Genomic DNA, 21,501 nt, shown 5'->3' with positions numbered 1-21,501 from the left:
CGCCCCGGAAGATGGATCAGGGGCGAAGAATGCAGGGGCGATGCGCTCAGGTCAAGGACGCGGCGTCGAATTCAGCCTTGATCGCCGGCCTTGAAGGCGACGCGGAAGCCGCCCCAATGGCGTCCCTTGACCCAGATCGGGGCCGAGGCCTCCTTGAGCAAGATGAATTTGCCGCCGCCCATGTCGCGGCGATAGGTCTGCAACAAAAAGGGCGCCTGATTGCGGGCCGAACGCAGGCCGGCGCGGTCGGCGAAGAAACGGCGGTTGCGGCAATTGGCGTTGTTCCACACCACATCATTGCCTTGCGGCTTGGAATATTGCTCTTGATGGGTCGGCAAATAGCCGTTGCGATCGACGGCGGCGCAGATCAGCAGCAGCGGCGACAGCGCCAGTTGCGCGTCTTGGATCGGGCGCAAGGTGCGATCGGCGAAATCATTGAACCCGGTCAGGAATTGTTCCGGGTTACTGGCGGGAATAAGGCGGTAATTCTCGTCGAACAAGGCGGTGATGCCGATTTCGCCCCGGTCCACGGCTTGGGTGAAAAGGGTCGACAGGGCCGCAGCCGTGCTGCGTGCCGAATCGATGAAAATGCGGTTGGGGGTGTCATAGCCATGATCGCTGATGAAGCCCATCAATTCCTCGGCCTTGTGCAGCAAGGCGGTGATGCGTTCGTCGGCGTCCTTCAAATCGTTGCCGGTGGTTTCCAGGCTGACGTTAAAGGTATCGACATAATCGACCACGTCCTCGCATTGCACCCGGCTATCGGCACTGGCGGCGGAAATATCCTCGACCTTGGCGGCGACGGTGGACAATGCCTGATCAAAGCCTTCCACTGTGGCGCTGATGATGTTGACGCCTTGGTTGACGTCGCCGGCGATGTCCACTGTCGCGGCGCTGGCCCGGACCAGTTCGGCGATGCTTTCGGACAGCGAAGAGACGGCGCCGTCGATACCGGCGGTGACCTCGGAGGTGCGGCGCGACAGGGTTTTCACCGCCGAGGCGACGACGGCGAAGCCGCGGCCGGCTTCGCCCGCCCGTTCCGCTTCGATGGTGGCGTTGAGTGCCAGCAGATTGGTCTGGCCGGCGATCATCTGGATGGATTGGGCGCTGTTGCCCACTTCCGACAACATGGCGTCAAGGTGCGACAATTGCGCCTGAATGGCGCGGACCGATTCAGCCAAAGCGCCGATATCGCCCAAGGCGGCGCGCACGGTGGCCAGCGATCGGCGGGAATTGTCGCCGGCTTCGATCGCTACCTGATTGGTGGCGTCGCCATCGGCGGCGATTTGGCCGATCAGGCCATCAAGCTGCTGGGTGATGGTCCGGATATGGGCGAAGCCATCGCGTTGCTGGACGACGAATTTAGAAACATCGTCGATGCTGCCGGCAATGTCGGCGACTTCAAGGACAAGCTTCTCGACCCGCGCCAGAATTTCGACGGCAAAAATCTCCGGACTCATACATTTTCCTCCCTCAAGTGGCTTGGAGATTCTTGTCGGACTCCATTGGCGGGCAGTGTGCCCGTTTAAAACGGTATTAAAAAGCCGATTTTTGGTATTAACCCCTTGACCTTCCGGTGACTGGAAGGTCCTTACTGGTCAAGGTCGAAATCCGGGGCCTGAACGTCATGTCTGTCCAATCCATCCAAACCCATATTTCGCTGCCGGTGCGGGGGATGATCTGCGCCGCCTGCTCGACCCGGCTGGAAAAAGTCTTGTCTCGGCTGGATGGCGTCGTTGACGCCAAGGTGTCGCTGGCGAGCGAACTGGCCGATATCCATTTCGACGGCAGCCGCATCGGCGGCATCGCCTTGGTCGAGGCCGTCGGCAAGGCCGGCTTTTCCGTTGCCGAAGACACACTTGAACTGGCCATTGGCGGCATGACCTGCGCCGCGTGTTCGACCCGGTTGGAAAAGGTGCTGGGCAAGGTGGCGGGGGTGACCCAGGCCAGCGTCAATCTGGCCACCGAGCGGGCGCGGGTCGGCTTCGCCGCCGGCACGGTGGCGGCGGCCGACGTGGTGCTGGCGGTGGAAAAAGCCGGCTTCACCGCCCAGGTGGTGATCAACGAAGACGTCCAGATGGGACGGGACGAAGTCGCCCATGCCGCGGATCTGCGGCGGCAAAGCTGGCGATTGGCGGTGTCCGCGCTTTTGACCTTGCCGCTGGTGCTGGGGATGGTCGCCCATCTGGCCGGCTGGCCGTGGACGGTGCCGGGGTGGGGGCAATTGATCTTGTCGGCGCCGGTACAGTTTTGGATCGGCTGGCGTTTCTATCGCGGCGCCTGGACTTCGTTGCGCGGCGGCGCCGGCAATATGGATGTGTTGGTGGTGCTGGGGACTTCGGCCGCTTGGGGGATTTCGGCCTGGGCGGTGGCGCAAGGTCACGGCGATCATGCCGATCTTTATTTCGAAGGCGCCGCCGTGGTCATCACCCTGGTGCTGCTGGGCAAATTGCTGGAGACGCGGGCCAAGCGCTCGGCCGCCGGCGCCATCCGCGCCCTGATGACGTTGCGGCCGCAAAGTGCGCGGGTGGAACGCGACGGGCGGTTGTTGGAAATTCCCGCCGATGCCGTGCATCCGGGCGACGTGGTGCAAATCCGTCCGGGCGAGCGGGTGCCGGTGGATGGTCTGGTGATCGAGGGCGTTTCGCAAGTGGACGAGGCGTTGATTACCGGCGAAAGCCTGCCGGTGGCCAAGCAAAGCGGCGACGATGTCGTCGCCGGGGCGATCAATGGCGATGGCCTGTTGCGGGTCCGCGCCACGCGGGTGGGGGCGGAAAGCACCATTTCCCGCATCATTCGCATGGTTCAGGGGGCGCAGGCATCGAAGGCGCCGGTGCAAAAACTGGTGGACCGCATCTCGGCTATTTTCGTGCCGGTGGTGGTGGCTATCGCGGCGCTGTCCTTCCTGGGGTGGTGGTTATTGGCCGGTGATCTGCATCTGGCTTTCGTCGCCGCCGTTTCGGTGCTGGTGATCGCCTGCCCCTGCGCGCTGGGACTGGCCACGCCCACCGCCATCATGGTCGGCACCGGCATGGCCGCCCGTCACGGCATCCTGATCAAGGACGCCGAGGCGCTGGAACTGGCCCATTCGATCACGGTGATGGTTTTCGACAAGACCGGGACGCTGACACAGGGAAAACCGGCGGTGGTGGCGGTGCATGGTGATCCGGCCTTGCTGCGTCTGGCGGCATCGGCTCAGCAGGGCAGCGAGCATTCGCTGGCGCGGGCGGTGCTGGCCCACGCGGCCGGTGTGGCGCTGTCGTCGCCGGCTTCGTTCAAGGCCCTGCCGGGGCGGGGATTGGAGGCCGAGGTGGATGCGATCGCCGTGCTGGTCGGCTCGTCGCGGCTGATGAGCGAACGGGGATTGTCCATGGCCGCTTTCGCCGCCGCCGCCACCGCCGAGGAACAATCCGGCCGGACCGTCATGTGGGTTGCCGCCGACGGCGTGGTGCTGGGCTGTATCGCCGTCGCCGACCCGGTCAAGGACAGCGCCGCCGCCGCCGTGGCCGGTCTGGCCGCCTTGGGGGTGCAATCGGTGATGCTGACCGGCGATAATGCCCGCGCCGCCGCCGTGGTGGCCCAGGCGCTGGGCATCAGCCGGGTGATCGCCGAAGTTCTGCCCGAAGACAAAGCCGCCGAGATCGAACGGCTGAAGGCCGGGGGCTCTGTGGTTGCCATGGTCGGTGACGGCGTCAACGACGCCCCGGCCTTGGCCGCCGCCCATGTGGGCATCGCCATGGGCACCGGCACCGACGTGGCCATGCAGGCGGCGGGGATCACCCTGGTCAAGGGCGATCCGGCCTTGCTGCCGGCGGCATTGTCGATTTCGCGGGCGACACGGGCCAAGATCCGCCAAAATCTGTTCTGGGCCTTTTTCTATAACGTGGTGGCCATTCCGGCTTCGGCCCTGGCCTTGCTGACGCCGGTCATCGCCGGGGCGGCGATGGCCTTTTCCAGTGTCTCGGTGGTTTCCAATTCCTTGTTGCTGCGACGGTGGAGGGGGAAATGAATATCGGCCAAGCGGCCAAGCGGTCGGGTGTCGCCGCCAAGACCATCCGCTACTATGAGGAAATCGGCCTGATCCCGGCGGCGGGACGCACTGCCTCGGGCTATCGCGATTACGGCGATGCCGAGGTCGAGACGCTGAAATTCATCCAAAAAGCCCGGTCGTTGGGGTTTTCCGTCCACGATGTCGGCGATTTGCTGACCTTGTGGCGCGACCGCGACCGCGCCAGCGCCGATGTTCGGCGCATCGCCCAAGGTCACGTGCTGGCGGTGGAGCAAAAAATCGCCGCGTTGCAAGCCATCCGCCAAACCCTGGAAGGCTTGATCAGTCGCTGTCACGGCGACGATCGCCCCGATTGTCCGATCCTGGAAGGACTGGCTCCCGGTTGTTGCGGCGATACGGGGCAGGGGCTATAAACCGGCTTCCGGTTCGGTAGGAGGGTTTTGGGTGTCGCGGCGCGAAATTCGGCGCATGTTGATGGAAAGCAGGCGTGCCCCCACCCATCACAAGCCATGGGCGGTCACCTTGCTGATGGCCGTCGTGCTGTTGGGCGGTGTCGGCATTGGCGTTGGTGTCGGCTATGGGATTTTGTCGGCACGCTCGGAACGTCAGCAAAGCAAGGCCTGGGAACAGGCGGAAATGCAGGTTGACCGTCCGTCGCCGCAGGACGAGATGCTGGTTCTGCCCGAACCCGAGCCCGAGCCGGAAAAATTCGACCCCTTGACCCCGATTCCCATGCCTCGCCCCGGCGGCATGGCCGATGATGGTTTCGATCCGTCGGACGAAGATCCGGCGCCGCCATCGCCGGCACCGTCCGAACTGGCCGCGTTGCCGTTGCCGTTGCCGCCGCCGCCAGCGCCGATTTCCCCGACCGGCAAACCGGCCTGGATTCGCTTTGCCGTGCCGCCGCCGCCCTTGGCGGGGCGGCCGCTGATCGCCGTGGTCATCGACGATCTGGGGGTTGATCGTCGTCGCAGCGAAAAGGTGGTGGCCTTGCCGCCGCCCTTGACCCTGGCGTGGATGACTTATGCCGAGAACCTGCGCGGCATTACCCAAAATGCGCATCAGCGCGGGCATGAATTGATGGTTCATGTCCCCATGCAGCCGCAAAGCGAATCCTATGACCCCGGTCCCGACGTGTTGGAAGTTGGTTTGCCGATCGAGGAATTGCGGCGTCGGCTGCGCTGGGGCTTAAGCCGTTTCGATGGCTTCGTCGGCATCAATAACCATATGGGCTCGCGCTTTACCGCCGATCGCGCCGGCATGAATGTGGTGATGGAGGAAATCCGCGCCCGTGGCCTGCTGTTCCTGGATTCGGTGACCACGCAAAAGAGTGTCGCCCCCGATTTGGCCCGGCAATACGGCGTTCCTTTTGCCGCCCGCCATATCTTTCTTGATAACGAGATGTCGGTGGCGGCGGTGCGCGGACAATTGGCGCAGACCGAGGCTTATGCCCGCAAGCACGGCGTCGCCATCGCCATCGGCCACCCCCATGACGGCACCATCGAGGCCCTGGCGACATGGTTGCCCGGTTTGGAAACCAGGGGGTTCACCCTGGTTCCGCTGACCACCATCGTCAAGCAGGGGACGGGGCGCTGAAATCACGCAAGGACAAGGTGATGGTGGTGCCGGCGCCAAGGACGCTGTGCACCGTCATCGAGCCGCCATGGGCTTGGATGATGGTGCGGATCATGCTGATCCCCAAGCCGCTGCCGGCTTTGTGGCTGCTGTGACGGCCCCGATAATAAGGCGTGCCGATATGTTCCAGCTCTTCCGCCGCAATGCCGGGGCCTTCATCCCTGACGCAGATGCTGACGGTGCCGTCGGTAACGCTTAAACTCAGCCAGACCGGGCTTTGGGGCGGCGAATAATTCAAGGCATTGGCCAAGCAATTGCGCAGCGCCACCCCCAGCAGGTCATGGTCGGCGATCAAACGGATGGGGGGAAATTGCGCGACCTGGATGCGCCGGGCTTGGCCGCCGAATTGGGGCAGGACCCGCTCGACCAGCACCGATATTTCCCCTTCACGCGGGGTCAGGACGATCTTGCCCTGGTCCAAGGCGTCGCTGGCCAAAAACACGTCGATCAAAGCAGATAACCGCCGCGCCGTTCCTTCGATGCGTTCCAGCCGCTCCCGCGTGCCCGAAGCCATGGCGGTTTCGCGGAAGCGGATCATTTGCGCGGCCGAATGGATCATGACCAAGGGGGTGCGGAATTCGTGTGACAGCATGGCCACCAGTGAACGTTGGCCATCAGCGCGGGCCGAGGCGGTGATGGCCTCTTCGCGGGCCGAGGATCGTTCTTGGTTCATTTCACGGATGCGATAGATCAGTCCGGCGGATAATAAGGTGAGATGGGTCAGGGCGCTGATCTGGTGCAGATTTTCCGGCAACAGGTATAACGGAACTAGGCCCAGCAACGCCGACACGTGAATGCTTAAGGCGACACAAACCACGGCAAAACCCACGGTGAAGAACCACAAGGTGCGATGGGCGGGGTTTTGCCGCAATTGGTCGGCGGCCAAGCCCAACGAAGCGAAGGACGTGCCGGCGATGAGAAAAAAGGCCCCCGGGGCGATGCGGGGGTAAAGATCGCCCCAGCCGACCACAAGGGCGGCCAGGAATAGCCCGGCGATCCCCTGATACACCCTGAAAATTCTTGGGTAATTGCGCTTCATCCCCAAAATTTCGATCCACAGCCATATGGCCAGGAAGCAAGAGGTGAAGTTGGTGATGTTGATGACGCGATCACTGAGATAGGGCCAGCTTTGATCAAGCAGAATCTGCCCATATCCGTTGATGAACGTGTACGAAATCATTTGGCAGCTGGCGAAGACGGCGTAAATCAGATGCAACCGGTCGCCGATCCAGCTGCCGATGGTCAGGTGGAACAAGATGACGACGATATAGATGCCATAGAATACGCCGTAATACAGGCTTTCGCGTCCCTCGCGGTTGGCGAAGAACAAGGGGCGGGACAAGCTGGCGGTCAGGGCGGTGGCGCTGGTGGTTTGGGTGCGGATCAAAAGGGTGATGGGACGATCAGCCGGCAGTTTCAGCGGCAAAACCATCATGCGCGTGGGCAAGGGGCGCTGGGCGACGGGGATATGGTCGCCCAGGCGGTGTTCTTCCATCTTTCGCCCGTCGTCGATGAAAATGCGGACGTCATCCATGAACGGGCGGCCCAATTCCAAAACCCATTCATCGGCCACAGGGGGGGGGCGGAGCAAACGCAGACGGAACCAATGCACGTCGCTGGTATAGCCGAAGGCTTGGAAACCATCGTGGTCCCATTGATAGACATCGGATTTGATCAGGTTCGCCGCATTCAACACCCCATCGGGATCGACGCGGTGTTCAAGCAGCGCGTTCAGTTCAATGTCTTGGTCTTGAACGGTCAGTTCAATCGTTTGGGCCAAGGCCTGGCTTGCAGGAAATGGCAATGCGCACAGGGTCAGCGCCAGCGCCAACCATACAAACAGCCGGCGGATGGTCAGGGGGCGAAGCTTCATTAATTCCGCATATGTCATATGCCGCAATAATACGTACTATGGCATGGTACGAGTGAAGCGCAAGCAACACTTCCGCTTGACCTTCCGGTGGGAGGAAGCTTCACACTGGAAATGTTCAATCGCAGCTGGAGCGACCGTAATGAGCAAGACTTACAAGGTGACGGGCATGACCTGTGGGGGATGCGCCCGCTCGGTGGAATCGGCGATCAAGGCCGAAGCTCCGGCCGCTGCCGTGACCATCGACCTGGGAACTGCCACCGTCACCGTCGATGGCGCCGACGAGAGCCAGGTTAAGAAGGCGGTGGACGGCGCCGGTTTCGAGTTTCACGGCGCAGCCTAAGGGGTGGCGAAAAAAAGCCGGGGCAGACCCCGGCTTTTTCCGCTTATTGACGGATCAGCGTATATTCCAACGCTTCTTCCGCCGCCCGCACCAAGGCGCGGGCCTTGTTCATGCATTCCTCGTGTTCCTTTTCCGGAACCGAATCGGCGACGATGCCGGCGCCGGCCTGGACATACATGGTGCCATCCTTGACCAGGGTGGTCCGCAGGGCAATGCAGGTATCCATGTTGCCGTTCCCCGAGATGTAGCCCATGCAACCGGCATAAAAGGACCGGCGTTCGGGTTCCAGCTCGTCGATGATTTCCATGGCGCGGATCTTCGGTGCGCCCGAGGTGGTGCCGGCGGGGAAGCCGGCCATCAACGCATCCATGGCGTCGCAATCGTCGCGAATGTCGCCTTCGACGTTGGAAACGATGTGCATGACATGCGAGTAATACTCGACGAACATCTTTTTGGTCACCTTGACCGAACCGATCTTGGCCACCCGGCCGACATCGTTGCGGCCCAGATCCAGCAGCATCAGATGCTCGGCCAGTTCCTTGGGATCGGCCAACAGATCGGCGGCCAATTCTTCGTCTTCGACGGCGTCGGCGCCGCGCTTGCGGGTGCCGGCGATGGGGCGGACGGTGACTTTGCCGTCACGCAGCCGCACCAGGATTTCCGGGCTGGAGGCAACCAGCTGAAAACCGTCCAGATTCATATAAACCAGAAACGGGCTGGGATTCATGCGGCGCAACGCCCGATATAACGAAAACGGCGGCAGCTTGAACGGTACCGCCAAGCGTTGACTGATCACCACTTGGAAAATGTCACCGGCGGCGATGTATTCCTTGGCCTTGCGCACCTTGTCGCAATATTCCTCTGGCGTCATCGACGGCACCGGATGGGGGGCGTGGCTGGCCCGGTCCTCGATCCTGGCCGCATGGGGCAGCGGGCTTTCCAGCGCTTCGACCACAAAGCCCAGCCGTTCTTGCGCCAGTTCAAAGGCGGCGCGGGCGTCAACCCCCGAACGCGGCCATACCGGGATCACCGCCGTCAAGGTGCCGTTGACGTTGTCGAACACCGCCATCACCGTCGGCCGCATGTAGATGCCGTCAGGAATGCCGATGGTGTCGGGATTGTTGTCGGGCAGCTTTTCCACCAGCCGGATGGTGTCATAGGTCATGTAACCGACCAGACCGGCGGCCATCGGCGGCAGGTTTGGCGGAATATCGACGCGGCTTTCCGCCACCAGGGCGCGCAACGACGCCAAGGTGCCCTGGGACTCGGCCACCGGGCAGGGCTCGAACGCATCGGTGTCGGTGCGGGCGTTGCGGTTGATCCAGGCCCGGTTGCCGACGCATTTCCACAGCAGATCGGGCTTCATGCCCAGAACCGAATAGCGCCCGCGCACGGCGCCGCCTTCGACCGATTCCAGCAAAAAGGAATGCGGCTGGTTGTCCGCCAGTTTCAAAAAGGCCGAAACCGGCGTTTCCAGATCGGCGACCAAAGTCCGCCAAACCACCTGCGGCTTTCCCGCGTCATAGCTCTGGCGGAAGGTGGCGTATTCGGGGTTGGCGGTCATGATCACTCTTCGCGGGCAAGCTGGCTGCGGTCCACCTTGACGCCGATTTCGGCGTTGAGGGCAGCGATATATTGATCGATCAGATCGACGGAAATGGCGCTGGCGGTGCGTAGGCGCAATTGTTCCGCCGCCTTGGCGTCGGTCTTGCCGTCGTAGGGCACGACCTTGTCCAGCTGCGCCACCATCCAGCCGTCACGGGTGGCGGCGGCGCCGACAGTGCCGGGCTTGCCGTCGAACATGGCGCTGACGACATCGGGGGGCAGCTTGGCGGCGTCGCTGCCCTCGCGGGTGAAGGCGACGGTGGTGTCCAGCTTCAGCGACAGCGATTGCGCCACCTTGGCCAGGGTTTCGCCAGCCTTGACCCGGTCGGTGATCTTGTCGGCCATGGTCTTGGCGGCGGCCTGGCGCTGCTCGGCTTGCCAAGCGGCAATCACGTCGGCGCGGACTTCCGCCAGCGCCTTGGGCTGCGGCGGGGTGACGGAATCGACACGCAGCAGGAACAACCCCTCGTTGTCGATTTCGGTCAACTGGCTTTCCGTTCCCTGTTCGGTGTGGAAGGCCACATCGAGAAACGAATCGCTGTGGGGGATGTTGGCGGCGGGCTTGCCGTTGGGGGCAAGCCCCCTGGCATCCAGGGCGGCGATGCGGATCACCGACAATTGGAAGCGTGCGGCGGTTTCTTCCAAGGTGGCGCCGCCGCCCAGGGAATCTTCGACCTGATTGGCCAGTTCGGACATCCGATCAACGGATTTTTCCCGCAGCAAATCCTTGGCGAGTTGGTCCTTGACCTCGTCGAGGGGGCGAATTTTCTCGGGGGTGCTTGAGATGACCTTGGCAATATGAAAGCCAAGCGCGGTCTTGACCGGCTGGGTGACGGCGCCGACGGCGGTCTCGAACACCAGACCGGACAATTCGTCGGGCAGGTCACCCTTTTCCACCAGTCCCAGATCAATGAGGTTGACCCCCAATTCCTTGGCGATAACCTTTAGATCCTTGCCGGCCTTGACCATTTCGCCGGCCTTGTCGGCGCTGGCGTCGTCGACGACGACAATCTGGGAGACGGTCCGGCGTTCCGGGGTGTGGAATTCGTCTTCGCGGGTTTTATAGGCTTCGGCGACCATGTCGGCGGTGATCTGGATATCGCGGCCGGCATCGGCCGATCGCAGCATCAACGCCGTGACGGCGCGGAATTCCGGCGCCATGAAGCTGGTGGCGTTGGCCTTGTAATAAGCTTCCAGAACGGCGGCGTCGGGGGTTGCCGGCTGGGCCATGGCGCTGGCCTTGATGGTCACCGTGTCGGCGACCCGGCTTTCGCGGTTCCAGCGAACCAGCGGGTCGGTCAGGGTTTGCGGAGCGGTGACGCCGCCGCTCAGAGCCTCGGCCACCTGGGTGCGCAAGATGTTGTCTTTTTCCTGGCGCATGAATTCGGCTTCCGACCAGCCGGCGCGGGACAGGGCGCGGCGCAGCAGGTCGCGGTCGAATTGTCCCAGCTCGTTGCGGAAACTGGGTTCGGCCGCCACCTTGGCGACCACCACTTCGTCCGCCGTGGTCAAGCCAAGCTTGCGGCCGGCTTCGTCGATCAGGGTGCGGGTGACGATGGTGTCGATGGTGCGGTCCAGCAGCCCCAGCTTGCGGGCGTCGGCGGTGGTCAGCTTGCCGCCGAACTGGGGTTGCAGCACGTCGATGTCACGCTTGAATTCGCTCATCACCTCGGCGGCGGTGAACTGGCGGTCGCCGACTTCGATGGCCGGGCCGCGGCCGAACAGGCCGCCGCGGATCACGTCGCCGACACCCCAGGCAAGGAAGCTGAGAATCAGCAATCCGAACAGCAGTTTAATGACCCAGGACTTCGAGGCGGAGCGGAAAGAATCGAGCATGGTTCCCGACAAAGTAAGAGGCGCCTGGGCCGTATGACCCTTGGGCAAAGTGGTCGGCATCATAAGAGGGGGGGGCGGGGGCCGCAACTGTGGAATCGGCCGTCATTGCCGGCGGGGCCAAGCGGTTACGAATCTGCTTGCCCCCAGGGTCCCTGATTGATGTATATAACAAGTAATGAAGGTAAGAACCTTCTTAAATAAGAAAGCCTCGATAGGGAGGGACCATAGATGGCTTCAAAGCCTTTATTCATCATGCTTGCCTCGGGCGAGCATGAAAAGATCCAGCTTGCCGCCATGATCGCATCGGTGGCGGCGGTTTCCGACCGTCCGGTTCAGGTGTTCGTCACCATGAACGCCATCTTGGCGTTCCGCCGGGGGGTGACGCCGCAGGAACGTTATCACGGCGGTTATTTCCACGAACAATTCGTCACCAAGAACGTCCCCGACGCCATGGAGCTGTTCGAGCAAGGCCGGATGCTGGGGGAAATGCAGATGTGGGCCTGTTCGCTGGTGCTTGACCTCAATCACTGGGATGCCCAGGCAGATCTGGTCGAAGGATTGTTCGACGGCACCGCCGGCTTGGCCAAATTTCTGTCCGACGCCGAGGACGGCGAATTGATCACTCTGTAAGCGGAAGGATGAAAAACATGGCTGAACGCCAGACAGTTGACGCCCGTGGGGCTTTTTGTCCGGGGCCGCTGATGGAGTTGATCGCGGCGCTGAAGCTGGCCGCGATCGGTGAGGAAGTCGAGATTTTGTCTTCGGACAAAGGATCGGTGGCCGATATTCCGGCTTGGGTCGCCAAGGTTGGTCACAGCTTCGTCGGCAGCACCGAGCATGACGGCTATTGGAGCGTGGTGGTCAAGAAGGCGAAGTAATCAAGAAGACGAAGCGCCCACACAATGATGGGCGCGTTTTTCTGCCCAAAGCCGCGACCAAAGACGGCTCAAGCGCAAAACAATCCCTGGGAGGGAACACATGTCGAAGACGATCCTGATCGTCGGTGGTGGCCTGGCTGGCACCATCGTCGCCAATGGTTTGTGCCGCCAGTTGGGCACTCAGTTGCGCTCTGGCGCCGTCAGCATCACCATGTTGGGCACCTGCGATACCCACATGTATCAACCCGGTTTGCTGTATGTGCCGTTCGGTCGCATGCGCGAACACGAGATGTTCCGCGAGCAAAGCCGGGTGCTGGACCGGCGGATCAATTTCTTCGTCGATCCGGCCAAGGCCATCGACGCGGAAAAGAAACAGGTGACGACGGATTCCGGCCGGACCTTCAGATACGATTATCTGGTGCTGGCCACCGGCTCGCGCATCATGCCGCAAAGCGTGCCGGGCATGCAGGAAGGCGCCCATTGGTTTTATGACCTGGAAGGGGCGCGTAAACTGCGTGACGCGCTCAACGCCTTCCAGGGCGGCAAGATCGTCGTCAACATCAACGCCCCGCACAAATGCCCGGTGGCGCCGGTTGAATTCACCCTGATGCTGCATGAATTCCTGGAAGCCAAGGGCCTGCGCGACAAGAGCGAGATCACCTATACCTATCCCATCGGCCGTCTGCATTCGCTGGAGCCGGTGGCTCATTGGGCCGGACCGGTATTCGAGCAATTGGGCATCAAGTCGGAAGTGTTCTTCAACACGGAAAAGGTTGATCCCCAGGCCAAGACCATCACCTCGATGGAAGGCTCGGAATTGCCGTATGACCTGCTGGTGACCATCCCGCCGCATGAAGGCGCGTCGGTGATTTCCGAATCCGGCCTGGGGAAGGGCGGCTGGGTGCCGACCAACACCAAGACGCTGCATCGCGAAGGCTCGGACGATATCTTCGTTGTCGGCGACACCACCAACATTCCCATTTCCAAGGCTGGCTCGACGGCCCATTTCGAAGCCGATGTGTTGATCGACAATCTGGCGTCGCTGGTGCAGGAAGGCCGGTGGGCGCGGGAATATGACGGCAAGGCCTTTTGCTTCATCGAAACCGGCTTTTCCACCGGCACCTATGTTTGGTTCAACTATAAGACGCCGCCGACGGTGGCGCCGCCGTCGCAGATGCTGCACTGGTTCAAGTTGGCTTATAACCGCTTGTACTGGCTGTCCGCCCGCGGCCTGTTGTAGGAGGACGCGATGAAAGACGATGCCGCCGCCGCTTGCGTCCCCGCCATGGACGAATTGGCGCAACTGGTTCAGGGCGCCCGCAACGCCATGTGCGATTCCATGGTTGAACGCTTGGCCATCACCGCCGGCAATTCGCTGGAGGTTCTGGACAAGCTGAATGATCCCGATGTGCAGGCGGGGGTTTCGGCCCTGCTGGAAGGCATCGGCAGTCTGCACCGCAATGGCGCCTTAGAGACGTTGCTTGACGCCGTGCAACTGATCCATGGCGCTCGCCGGGCCGCTTCCGACAGCATGATCGACCGGGCGTTCTCGTTCATCGAGCACATGGCCAACAACCTGGGCACCGAGGATCTGGCCACTTTGGCATACGAAGCCAAGGGGGCCATGGAAGACGCCATCGCCGAATGCTCGATTCCGGCGGCTTCCCCCGGCTTGATGGGCACCATCAAGATGCTGTCGAAGCCGGAAACCCAGGAATCCCTGCGCTTCATGCTGTCGTTCTCGTGCGCGTTGCGGCGGCGGGCGGTGGTGATCGGCAAGGGGGCGCCGATGGCGCAGGAATAATCCGCGGCATCACGATGACGCAAAGGCGGATCGCGGCGCGGTCCGCCTTTTTTTGGACGCAGCCTTCGGTTGGTGCTATACGCGGCCAAGGTCGCCAGAATTGCCCAAGGGAGAAATAAAATGAGCAGACGTCCGCTGATCGCCGGTAATTGGAAGATGAACGGCTTGCTGGCCGATGGCGTCGCCCTGGCCGAAGGCATCGCCGCCAAACGCAAGGCGCAGCCTGATCTGGCTTGCGACATGCTGATTTGCCCGCCCTTCCCGTTGCTGGGGGCCGTGGTTGGCGCCGTCGCCGGTTCCGGCGTCACGGTTGGCGGCCAAGATTGTCATGGCAAGACCGCCGGCGCCCATACCGGTGACACCTCGCCCGCGCTTTTAAAGGATGTGGGCTGTTCGGCGGTGATCTTGGGCCATTCCGAGCGTCGCACCGACCACGGCGAAACCGACGCGCAGGTCAAGGCCAAGGCCGTCGCCGCCCATGCCGCCGGTCTGCTGGCCATCGTCTGCATCGGCGAGACCTTGGCTCAACGCGATGCCGGCCAGACCATCGAGGTCAACAAAAGCCAGCTTAAGGGGTCGCTGCCCGAAGGGGCCAATGCCGTCAACACCGTCATCGCCTACGAGCCGGTTTGGGCCATCGGCACCGGCCGTGTCGCCACCCCGGAACAGGCGCAAGAAGTCCATGCCGCCATTCGCGCCGAACTGGCCGTTCTGATCGGCGAGGCCGAAGCGATGAAGATGCGTATTCTTTATGGTGGTTCGATGAAGCCGGAAAACGCGGCGCAGTTGATCGCGCTGCCCGATGTCGACGGCGGCCTGATTGGCGGCGCCGCGCTCAAGGTCGATGATTTCTGGGCCATTGCCTGTAACTGCGCTTAGGCATGTCACTTTTGCACTAGCCTTCCGCGGCGCGGGGGGCTAAAAACGCCTTCGAACATTTACGGCGCCCGGGGCCGCCCGCTGAACACGCGGCGGCTCCGGGCGGACCGTTTTGGTGGTTTGACATTTTTGGTGTGCACATGGACGTCTTTCCGATCATCCTCGTCATTCATCTTCTGCTGGCCGTCGCCCTGGTGGGCGTCATCTTGCTGCAACGCTCTGAAGGCGGTGCGCTGGGAATTGGCGGCGGCGGCGGCGGCCTGATGAGCGGCCGGGCGGCGGGCAACCTGCTGACCAAGACCACCGGCATTCTGGCCGCGACGTTCTTCGTCACCAGTCTGGCATTGGCCATCATCGCCAACAACCGGACCGGCGGCGGTTCGCCGTTCGACAAGGTCAAGGCGGTTGCTCCGGTGACTGCTCCGGCTCAGGCTCCGGCCGAGCCTGCCGCTCCGCTGGCGCGCTGATTTCAAGGGCGTGACGCCCCGGAATGCTCCGGGCGGAGTTTGATTTGGGGATTTCGCCGGCCGTCTGTGTGGCCGGCGGTCTTCGCGTGTGACAGCCGTAAGCTTGAAAGCAAGGGGCCTATGACGCGTTTCATCTTTATTACCGGCGGCGTCGTGTCGTCCTTGGGCAAGGGCTTGGCTTCCGCCGCCCTCGGGGCCTGCTTGCAGGCGCGTGGGTTCAAGGTGCGCCTGCGCAAGCTCGATCCTTATCTGAACGTCGATCCGGGCACCATGAGCCCGTATCAGCACGGTGAAGTCTACGTCACCGATGATGGGGCCGAGACCGATCTGGATCTGGGCCATTACGAACGCTTTACCGGCGTCGCCTCGCGCAAATCCGACAACATCACCACCGGTCGGATCTATTCCGACGTCATCGCCCGCGAACGCCGGGGCGATTACCTGGGCGCCACCGTTCAGGTGATTCCGCACGTCACCAACGCCATCAAGGAATTCGTCAAGTCGGACATCACCGACGAGGATTTCATCTTGTGCGAAATCGGCGGGACGGTCGGCGACATTGAATCGCTGCCGTTCCTCGAGGCTATTCGTCAGCTGGGCAATGAACTGGGGCGCCAAGCCACCATGTTCATCCATCTGACGCTTTTGCCCTATATTCCGTCGGCGGGCGAGTTGAAGACCAAGCCGACCCAGCATTCGGTCAAGGAATTGCTGAGCGTCGGCATTCAGCCCGATCTGTTGATGTGCCGTTCCGATCGCGACATCCCCGAGGGCGAGCGCAAGAAGATCGCCCTGTTTTGCAACGTGCAATACGGCGCGGTGATTCCGGCGCTGGACGTCGATACCATCTATCAGGTGCCGGTCAGCTATCACGAACAGGGCCTGGACGCCCAGGTGTGCAAGCATTTCGGCATCGACGAATCGCAAGAACCCAACCTTGATCGCTGGGTCAACATCGTTGACCGCGTCCGCCAGCCGGAAGGCGAGGTGACCATCGCCGTGGTCGGCAAGTACACCAGCCTGCTGGACAGCTATAAGTCGCTGGCCGAGGCGCTGACCCATGGCGGGATCGCCAACAACGTCAAGGTTCGGCTGAACTGGATCGACAGCCAGATTTTCGAACGCGAGGACGCGGTTCATTATCTGGAACCCTGCCACGGCATCCTGGTGCCCGGCGGCTTCGGCGAGCGTGGCGCTTCGGGCAAGATCGAGGCGGTGAAGTTCGCCCGCGAACGCTTGGTGCCCTATTTCGGCATCTGTTTCGGCATGCAGATGGCGGTGATCGAGACCGCCCGCAATCTGGCCGGTTTGGCCGGCGCCAGCTCGACCGAGTTTGGCCCCAGCGCCGAGCCGGTGGTCGGCCTGATGACCGAATGGCTGAAGGGCAATGCGCTGGAAAAGCGTACGATTTCCGGCGATCTTGGCGGGACTTTGCGGTTGGGCGCTTATGATTGCGACCTTCAGGCCGGTTCGCGCGTGCGGGCGATTTACGGGGCCGAGCGGATTTCCGAGCGTCACCGTCACCGTTATGAAGTGAACATGGATTACCGCGAACGGCTGGAAGCCGCCGGCCTTACTTTCTCGGGCCTGTCGCCCGACGGGGTGTTGCCGGAAATCGTCGAGTTCTCGGACCATCCGTGGTTCATTGGCGTGCAATTCCATCCCGAACTGAAATCCAAGCCTTTCGATCCCCATCCGCTGTTCACCAGCTTCATCGAAGCGGCGGTGCGGCAATCGCGATTGGTATGAGCAGCATGACCCATCATCACGTCGCCGTCGGTCGTCATCTGGTTTTGGGCAATGACTTGCCCCTGGTTCTGATCGCCGGCCCGTGCCAGATGGAAAGCCGCGAACACGCGCTGGAATGCGCCGGTGCGTTGAAGGAGATGACCGAAAAGGCCGGAATCGGCCTGATTTATAAGTCATCCTTCGACAAAGCTAACCGCACCTCGCTGTCGGGGCGGCGCGGGCTGGGGCTGGAAGCGGCGTTGCCGGTCTTCGCCGAAATCCGCGAATCCTTAGGCTTGGCGGTGCTGACCGACATCCATAACGAAGAGCAATGCGTCCCCGTCGCCAAGGCGGTGGATGTATTGCAAATCCCGGCCTTTTTGTGCCGGCAGACCGATCTGTTGCTGGCGGCCGGCCGTACCGGCGCCGTCATCAACGTGAAAAAGGGCCAGTTCCTGGCGCCGTCCCAGATGGCCAACGTGGCGAGCAAGGTGGAAAGCACCGGCAATTCGCGCATCTTGCTGACCGAGCGCGGCGCGTCTTTCGGCTATGGCGATCTGGTCGCCGATATGCGGGCGATTCCGATCATGGCGAGCACCGGCTTCCCGGTGATCATGGACGCCACCCATGCGGTGCAAAGTCCGGGCGGGCAGGGAGGGTCCTCTGGTGGCGACCGCCGCTTCGCCCCGGTTCTGGCCCGTGCCGCCGTTTCGCTTGGCATTGCCGGCGTTTTCATTGAAACTCATCCCGATCCTGACCATGCCCCGTCCGACGGACCCAACATGATCCGTCTGGCCGACATGCCGGCCCTGATCGAGTCCCTGATGGCCTTTGACCGCTTGGCCAAGGCCCATCCCCTGAGCATCGACTGACAATCCAACCGTCCGAAGTCTGGAGATTTCCGATGACTGCCATTATCGATATCCACGCCCGCGAAATTCTTGATTCGCGCGGCAATCCCACCGTCGAAGTTGACGTGGTGCTGGAAAGCGGCGTCATGGGCCGCGCCGCCGTTCCCTCGGGCGCCTCGACCGGCGCGCACGAGGCGGTGGAGCTGCGTGACGGCGACAATAAGCGCTATGGCGGCAAGGGCGTGCTGAAGGCGGTTGAAAGCGTCAACAGCGAGATTTATGACGCCTTGTCGGGTATGGACGCCGAAGAACAGGTCGCTCTCGATAAGACCATGATCGATCTGGACGGCACCCCCAACAAGGCCCGCCTGGGCGCCAACGCCATCTTGGGCGTGTCGCTGGCGGTTGCCCGCGCCGCCGCCGAGGATGCCGGCCTGCCGCTGTACCGCTATGTCGGCGGCGCCTTCGCCTCGCTGCTGCCGGTGCCGATGATGAACATCATCAATGGCGGCGCCCATGCCGACAACCCCATCGACATCCAGGAATTCATGATCATGCCGGTGGGGGCGCCGTCGTGCACCGACGCCATCCGCATGGGCTCGGAAGTATTCCAGGCGCTGAAAAAGCAGCTTAAGGATGCCGGTCACAACACCAATGTCGGCGACGAAGGCGGCTTTGCCCCCAATCTGAAATCGGCCGAACAGGCGCTTGATTTCATCATGCAGTCCATCGAAAAGGCCGGTTATAAGCCGGGCGAGGACATCATGCTGGCGCTTGATTGCGCGTCGACCGAGTTCTTCAAGGACGGCAAGTACGAAATGGTCGGGGCCAAGAAGACCTATGACCAAAAGGGCATCGTCAAGTTCTACTCGAAGCTGGTCAAGGCCTATCCCATCATCTCCATCGAAGACGGCTGCGCCGAGGACGATCTGGAAGGCTGGGAAATCATGACCGAGGAACTGGGCGGCAAGGTCCAGCTGGTCGGCGACGATCTGTTCGTCACCAACCCGGCCCGCCTGTCCATGGGCATCGACAAGGGCCTGGCCAATTCCATCTTGGTCAAGGTCAACCAGATCGGCACCCTGACCGAAACCCTGGAAGCCGTCGACATGGCCCACAAGGCCGGCTATACCGCCGTCATGAGCCATCGTTCGGGTGAAACCGAGGATTCGACCATCGCCGATCTGGCGGTGGCCACCAATTGTGGTCAGATCAAGACCGGGTCGCTGTCGCGCTCCGACCGTCTGGCCAAGTACAACCAGCTGATCCGCCTGGAAGAGGAGCTTGGCCCGGCAGCCCGTTATGCCGGCGCCACCATCATGAAGCGTTGATTTAGCTTTAACTTGAACGTGTAAAGCGGCCGGGAGAAGTCCCGGCCGCTTTTATTTAAAATTAACGCTAAAGCCCACATACTAACGTCGTATTAACGCTCTTGTGTTAGCGTTCACCGGCCGTTCTACTTGCGGCGCGGTCATCTGAGTCTTTTCCGTCACAGAAGTGGCGTTTCGTTCAAGAAAATGAATCAAGTCATTCACATCTTGTTGACGTGACGAATCCGACTGTGATCCCATCCCATCCATGTTGAAAGAACTCAACCGACGTCTCCGCCATGTCATGGGTCCCCTGATCGGGGTCGGTGCCTTGGCCTATTTCGCCTACCACACGGTGGAAGGCGATCGCGGCGTCTTGGCTTGGGTTCGGCTCGACAAGGAAATCCTGGCGGCTGAAATGCAATTGGCCACGGTCTCGACCGAACGCCAGTCGCTGGAACACCGCGTGCTGTTGCTGCGCCCCGACCATCTTGACCCCGATATGCTGGAAGAACGGGCGCGGACCATGCTCAACATGGGCCGCGCCGACGAAGTGGTGATCTTCCAGAAGTGATCAGGTTCTGTCGATTGACGACAAAAATGTTTCGATGGCGTGTTTGAGTGTTTCCGCTGTGCTGGCCAAATGGGTTGCCGATTGCCGCACCTGGGTGGCGCCGTTGCCGCTGTGGGTTGCCGCTTGTTGAATGCCGCCCATGACATCGGAAACCGCGTTGGTTCCCTGAGCGGCTTGTTCAACATTGCGGGCAATTTCCTGGGTCGCGGCGTTCTGTTCCTCCATCGCCGCCGATATGCCGCTGGCAATGCTTTCCATGCGCCGGATGGCGACGATGACTTGGTCCAGGGCGCGCTCGACATCCCGGGTTTGGCTCTGCACGGTGGCAATCTGCCGGGTAATGTCTTCGGTGGCGTGCCCCGTCTGGGTCGCCAGGGATTTGACTTCGTTGGCGACGACGGCGAAGCCTTTGCCGGCATCGCCGGCGCGGGCGGCTTCGATGGTGGCGTTGAGCGCCAGCAGGTTGGTCTGACTGGCAATGGCGCTGATCATTTCAACGATGGCGGAAATCTGGCTGGCCGATTGGGTCAACGACCGGACGGATACGGTGGCGCTGTCGGCGGCTTGGACCGCATTGACGGAAGCGTCGGCCGATAAGGTGACTTGGCGCGAGATTTCACCGATCGAGGCGGCGAGTTCTTCGGCGGCGGCGGCGACGGTTTCCACATTGGCGGCGGCCTGAGCGGCGGCGGCACTGCCGCTGATGGCGCGGGTACAGGTATTCTCGGCGTCGCGGAGAAGGCCGGACGAGGTCTCCTCCATGGCGGACGACGCGGCGACAACCTCGTGCAGGCTGCTTTTGCTTCGTTTCTCGAAGGTAATCGCCAGTTCGTGCAGATGATTGGCGTGGGCGATCTTGTTTTCCTGTTCGCGGATGGCGGCAGCTTCGAGGGCGCGATCCCGGCGCAGGTGGTCGCGCAGGGTGATCAACGCCTTGGCGACATCGCCCAGTTCATCGCGGCGTTCGGCCCCGCCGATAGTGACATCGAGTTCGCCGCGGGCAAGGGCGTGCACGCCGGCGACGCTTGCCGCCAGCGGCTTGGCGATGCTGCTCCGGGCAATGGCGACACTCAGAGCGACGCCGATGACCAGGGCGGCAAGGGAGGTGACGATCACCACCATGGTCCGGGTGGTGATGAGGGCGTTGGAACTTTCCGTCCGGGCGGACAAGACGTCTTCTTGCAATTTAAAAAAGGCGCGGACGGTTTCACGCAAAGCGGCGGCCTCGGCGGTGGCGATCTTGGCTTGCGCCCGCAACGCATCGCCGCCATCGCTGCTGCTGCGGGCAATGCTCAGGACCTTGGTTGCCGCTTGCTCGAAACTTATTTTTCCAGCCTCCATTTCCGCGATCAACTGCAAGCTTTTTGTCTCGGAAGTCAGTTCCTTGGTCTTGCTCATTCGTTGCTGAAACAAGGCGAGCTCGGCGTTCAGCCGTTTTGCCGCGTCGGCCAGGGCGTCCGGCGTTGGATCGGCTGCCGCCATGGCTTGGATGGCGTTCATGGCTTGCACGTTGGTGTTCATTCGGGCGGCAAGCAGGGCGGAGGATCCATCGGCGGCGACGGCATGTAATTGTCGGCCCAGAGTCTGGAGCGAGGCGATGGAGAGCAGAGAGACGGCGGCGAGAGCCACGCTGAAGAGTATTAATATTAGTATTATTTTATAAAATACTTTGAGGTCTTTCAGCATGACAGCCCCCTGCATAAAGCAATTTA

At 61.9% G+C, this 21,501-nt stretch carries 19 protein-coding genes; 14 read left to right on the top strand and 5 right to left on the bottom strand.

Annotated elements, in window-relative coordinates:
• Positions 1-71: 71 nt before the first annotated feature.
• Complete coding sequence (locus KEC16_RS03100) at positions 72-1,460, bottom strand: methyl-accepting chemotaxis protein (protein WP_211546166.1); 1,389 nt, start codon at positions 1,458-1,460, stop codon at positions 72-74.
• 167 nt (positions 1,461-1,627) lie between these two features.
• On the opposite strand from KEC16_RS03100, the gene KEC16_RS03095 reads away from it, so the two are divergent.
• The 3 genes from KEC16_RS03095 to KEC16_RS03085 all read left to right on the top strand — a co-directional run bounded on the left by KEC16_RS03095 (position 1,628) and on the right by KEC16_RS03085 (position 5,605).
• A complete protein-coding gene (locus KEC16_RS03095; RefSeq protein WP_211546165.1) occupies positions 1,628-4,009 on the top strand; it encodes a heavy metal translocating P-type ATPase in 2,382 nt (793 codons plus the stop codon).
• Positions 4,006-4,422 (top strand): Cu(I)-responsive transcriptional regulator, encoded by a 417-nt coding sequence (gene cueR / locus KEC16_RS03090; RefSeq protein WP_211546164.1) that lies wholly within the window; start codon positions 4,006-4,008, stop codon positions 4,420-4,422. Before KEC16_RS03095 ends, cueR begins: the two co-directional genes overlap by 4 nt.
• A gap of 61 nt (positions 4,423-4,483) precedes the next feature.
• Positions 4,484-5,605: a divergent polysaccharide deacetylase family protein gene (locus KEC16_RS03085; protein ID WP_249208663.1), complete on the top strand. Its 1,122-nt coding sequence runs from the start codon at positions 4,484-4,486 to the stop codon at positions 5,603-5,605.
• On the opposite strand, the gene KEC16_RS03080 is transcribed toward KEC16_RS03085, so the two are convergent.
• A complete protein-coding gene (locus tag KEC16_RS03080; RefSeq protein WP_211546163.1) occupies positions 5,583-7,517 on the bottom strand; it encodes a sensor histidine kinase in 1,935 nt (644 codons plus the stop codon). The genes KEC16_RS03085 and KEC16_RS03080 overlap by 23 nt on opposite strands.
• Before the next feature lie 139 nt (positions 7,518-7,656).
• Between KEC16_RS03080 and KEC16_RS03075 the strand changes: the two genes are divergently transcribed.
• Positions 7,657-7,857, top strand: a complete 201-nt coding sequence (locus KEC16_RS03075) for a heavy-metal-associated domain-containing protein (RefSeq protein ID WP_211546162.1) — start codon at positions 7,657-7,659, stop codon at positions 7,855-7,857.
• A gap of 43 nt (positions 7,858-7,900) precedes the next feature.
• On the opposite strand, the gene trpE is transcribed toward KEC16_RS03075, so the two are convergent.
• Together trpE and KEC16_RS03065 are read right to left on the bottom strand one after the other, a co-directional pair.
• Positions 7,901-9,421 (bottom strand): anthranilate synthase component I, encoded by a 1,521-nt coding sequence (gene trpE / locus KEC16_RS03070; RefSeq protein WP_211546161.1) that lies wholly within the window; start codon positions 9,419-9,421, stop codon positions 7,901-7,903.
• Between the two features lie 2 nt (positions 9,422-9,423).
• Complete coding sequence (locus tag KEC16_RS03065; RefSeq protein ID WP_211546160.1) at positions 9,424-11,298, bottom strand: peptidyl-prolyl cis-trans isomerase; 1,875 nt, start codon at positions 11,296-11,298, stop codon at positions 9,424-9,426.
• Positions 11,299-11,526: 228 nt separating this feature from the next.
• Between KEC16_RS03065 and KEC16_RS03060 the strand changes: the two genes are divergently transcribed.
• The 10 genes from KEC16_RS03060 to KEC16_RS03015 all read left to right on the top strand — a co-directional run bounded on the left by KEC16_RS03060 (position 11,527) and on the right by KEC16_RS03015 (position 19,789).
• The gene (locus tag KEC16_RS03060) at positions 11,527-11,928 is read left to right on the top strand and encodes a hypothetical protein (RefSeq protein WP_211546159.1); all 402 of its coding nucleotides are present in this window, start codon (positions 11,527-11,529) and stop codon (positions 11,926-11,928) included.
• Positions 11,929-11,945: 17 nt separating this feature from the next.
• On the top strand, positions 11,946-12,176 hold the full coding sequence (locus tag KEC16_RS03055) for a sulfurtransferase TusA family protein (RefSeq protein ID WP_211546158.1): 231 nt from the start codon (positions 11,946-11,948) through the stop codon (positions 12,174-12,176).
• A 100-nt stretch (positions 12,177-12,276) separates the two neighbouring features.
• Complete coding sequence (locus KEC16_RS03050; RefSeq protein WP_211546157.1) at positions 12,277-13,416, top strand: NAD(P)/FAD-dependent oxidoreductase; 1,140 nt, start codon at positions 12,277-12,279, stop codon at positions 13,414-13,416.
• Positions 13,417-13,425: 9 nt separating this feature from the next.
• Positions 13,426-13,980, top strand: a complete 555-nt coding sequence (locus tag KEC16_RS03045; RefSeq protein ID WP_249208661.1) for a helical membrane plugin domain-containing protein — start codon at positions 13,426-13,428, stop codon at positions 13,978-13,980.
• A 120-nt stretch (positions 13,981-14,100) separates the two neighbouring features.
• Positions 14,101-14,859, top strand: coding sequence for a triose-phosphate isomerase (gene tpiA, locus KEC16_RS03040; RefSeq protein WP_211546156.1), 759 nt, complete (start codon positions 14,101-14,103; stop codon positions 14,857-14,859).
• Positions 14,860-14,999: 140 nt separating this feature from the next.
• Positions 15,000-15,326: a preprotein translocase subunit SecG gene (gene secG, locus KEC16_RS03035; RefSeq protein ID WP_211546155.1), complete on the top strand. Its 327-nt coding sequence runs from the start codon at positions 15,000-15,002 to the stop codon at positions 15,324-15,326.
• Positions 15,327-15,446: 120 nt separating this feature from the next.
• Entirely contained in the window at positions 15,447-17,075 is a 1,629-nt protein-coding gene (pyrG, locus tag KEC16_RS03030) for a CTP synthase (protein ID WP_211546154.1), read from the top strand.
• Positions 17,076-17,080: 5 nt separating this feature from the next.
• Entirely contained in the window at positions 17,081-17,926 is an 846-nt protein-coding gene (gene kdsA, locus KEC16_RS03025) for a 3-deoxy-8-phosphooctulonate synthase (protein ID WP_211546351.1), read from the top strand.
• 32 nt (positions 17,927-17,958) lie between these two features.
• Positions 17,959-19,236, top strand: coding sequence for a phosphopyruvate hydratase (gene eno, locus KEC16_RS03020; protein ID WP_211546153.1), 1,278 nt, complete (start codon positions 17,959-17,961; stop codon positions 19,234-19,236).
• A gap of 283 nt (positions 19,237-19,519) precedes the next feature.
• Positions 19,520-19,789 (top strand): FtsB family cell division protein, encoded by a 270-nt coding sequence (locus KEC16_RS03015; RefSeq protein ID WP_249208660.1) that lies wholly within the window; start codon positions 19,520-19,522, stop codon positions 19,787-19,789.
• Here KEC16_RS03015 and KEC16_RS03010 read toward each other — a convergent pair whose 3' ends face one another.
• Entirely contained in the window at positions 19,790-21,418 is a 1,629-nt protein-coding gene (locus KEC16_RS03010) for a methyl-accepting chemotaxis protein (protein WP_211546152.1), read from the bottom strand.
• Positions 21,419-21,501: the final 83 nt, after the last annotated feature.

The sequence above is a fragment of the Magnetospirillum sulfuroxidans genome (assembly GCF_018224925.1).
GTDB classification, from domain to species: domain Bacteria; phylum Pseudomonadota; class Alphaproteobacteria; order Rhodospirillales; family Magnetospirillaceae; genus Magnetospirillum; species Magnetospirillum sulfuroxidans.
The sequence above is the reverse complement of the archived record's forward strand: the minus strand, read 5'-3'. Positions and strand labels throughout refer to the sequence as shown.

Bases quoted from the DNA above. Each gene is read 5' to 3' on its own strand.
- KEC16_RS03100 (WP_211546166.1), bottom strand. From the start codon at position 1,460: ATGAGTCCGGAGATTTTTGCCGTCGAAATTCTGGCGCGGGTCGAGAAG.
- KEC16_RS03095 (WP_211546165.1), top strand. From the start codon at position 1,628: ATGTCTGTCCAATCCATCCAAACCCATATTTCGCTGCCGGTGCGGGGG.
- cueR (WP_211546164.1), top strand. From the start codon at position 4,006: ATGAATATCGGCCAAGCGGCCAAGCGGTCGGGTGTCGCCGCCAAGACC.
- KEC16_RS03085 (WP_249208663.1), top strand. From the start codon at position 4,484: ATGGAAAGCAGGCGTGCCCCCACCCATCACAAGCCATGGGCGGTCACC.
- KEC16_RS03080 (WP_211546163.1), bottom strand. From the start codon at position 7,517: ATGAAGCTTCGCCCCCTGACCATCCGCCGGCTGTTTGTATGGTTGGCG.
- KEC16_RS03075 (WP_211546162.1), top strand. From the start codon at position 7,657: ATGAGCAAGACTTACAAGGTGACGGGCATGACCTGTGGGGGATGCGCC.
- trpE (WP_211546161.1), bottom strand. From the start codon at position 9,421: ATGACCGCCAACCCCGAATACGCCACCTTCCGCCAGAGCTATGACGCG.
- KEC16_RS03065 (WP_211546160.1), bottom strand. From the start codon at position 11,298: ATGCTCGATTCTTTCCGCTCCGCCTCGAAGTCCTGGGTCATTAAACTG.
- KEC16_RS03060 (WP_211546159.1), top strand. From the start codon at position 11,527: ATGGCTTCAAAGCCTTTATTCATCATGCTTGCCTCGGGCGAGCATGAA.
- KEC16_RS03055 (WP_211546158.1), top strand. From the start codon at position 11,946: ATGGCTGAACGCCAGACAGTTGACGCCCGTGGGGCTTTTTGTCCGGGG.
- KEC16_RS03050 (WP_211546157.1), top strand. From the start codon at position 12,277: ATGTCGAAGACGATCCTGATCGTCGGTGGTGGCCTGGCTGGCACCATC.
- KEC16_RS03045 (WP_249208661.1), top strand. From the start codon at position 13,426: ATGAAAGACGATGCCGCCGCCGCTTGCGTCCCCGCCATGGACGAATTG.
- tpiA (WP_211546156.1), top strand. From the start codon at position 14,101: ATGAGCAGACGTCCGCTGATCGCCGGTAATTGGAAGATGAACGGCTTG.
- secG (WP_211546155.1), top strand. From the start codon at position 15,000: ATGGACGTCTTTCCGATCATCCTCGTCATTCATCTTCTGCTGGCCGTC.
- pyrG (WP_211546154.1), top strand. From the start codon at position 15,447: ATGACGCGTTTCATCTTTATTACCGGCGGCGTCGTGTCGTCCTTGGGC.
- kdsA (WP_211546351.1), top strand. From the start codon at position 17,081: ATGACCCATCATCACGTCGCCGTCGGTCGTCATCTGGTTTTGGGCAAT.
- eno (WP_211546153.1), top strand. From the start codon at position 17,959: ATGACTGCCATTATCGATATCCACGCCCGCGAAATTCTTGATTCGCGC.
- KEC16_RS03015 (WP_249208660.1), top strand. From the start codon at position 19,520: ATGGGTCCCCTGATCGGGGTCGGTGCCTTGGCCTATTTCGCCTACCAC.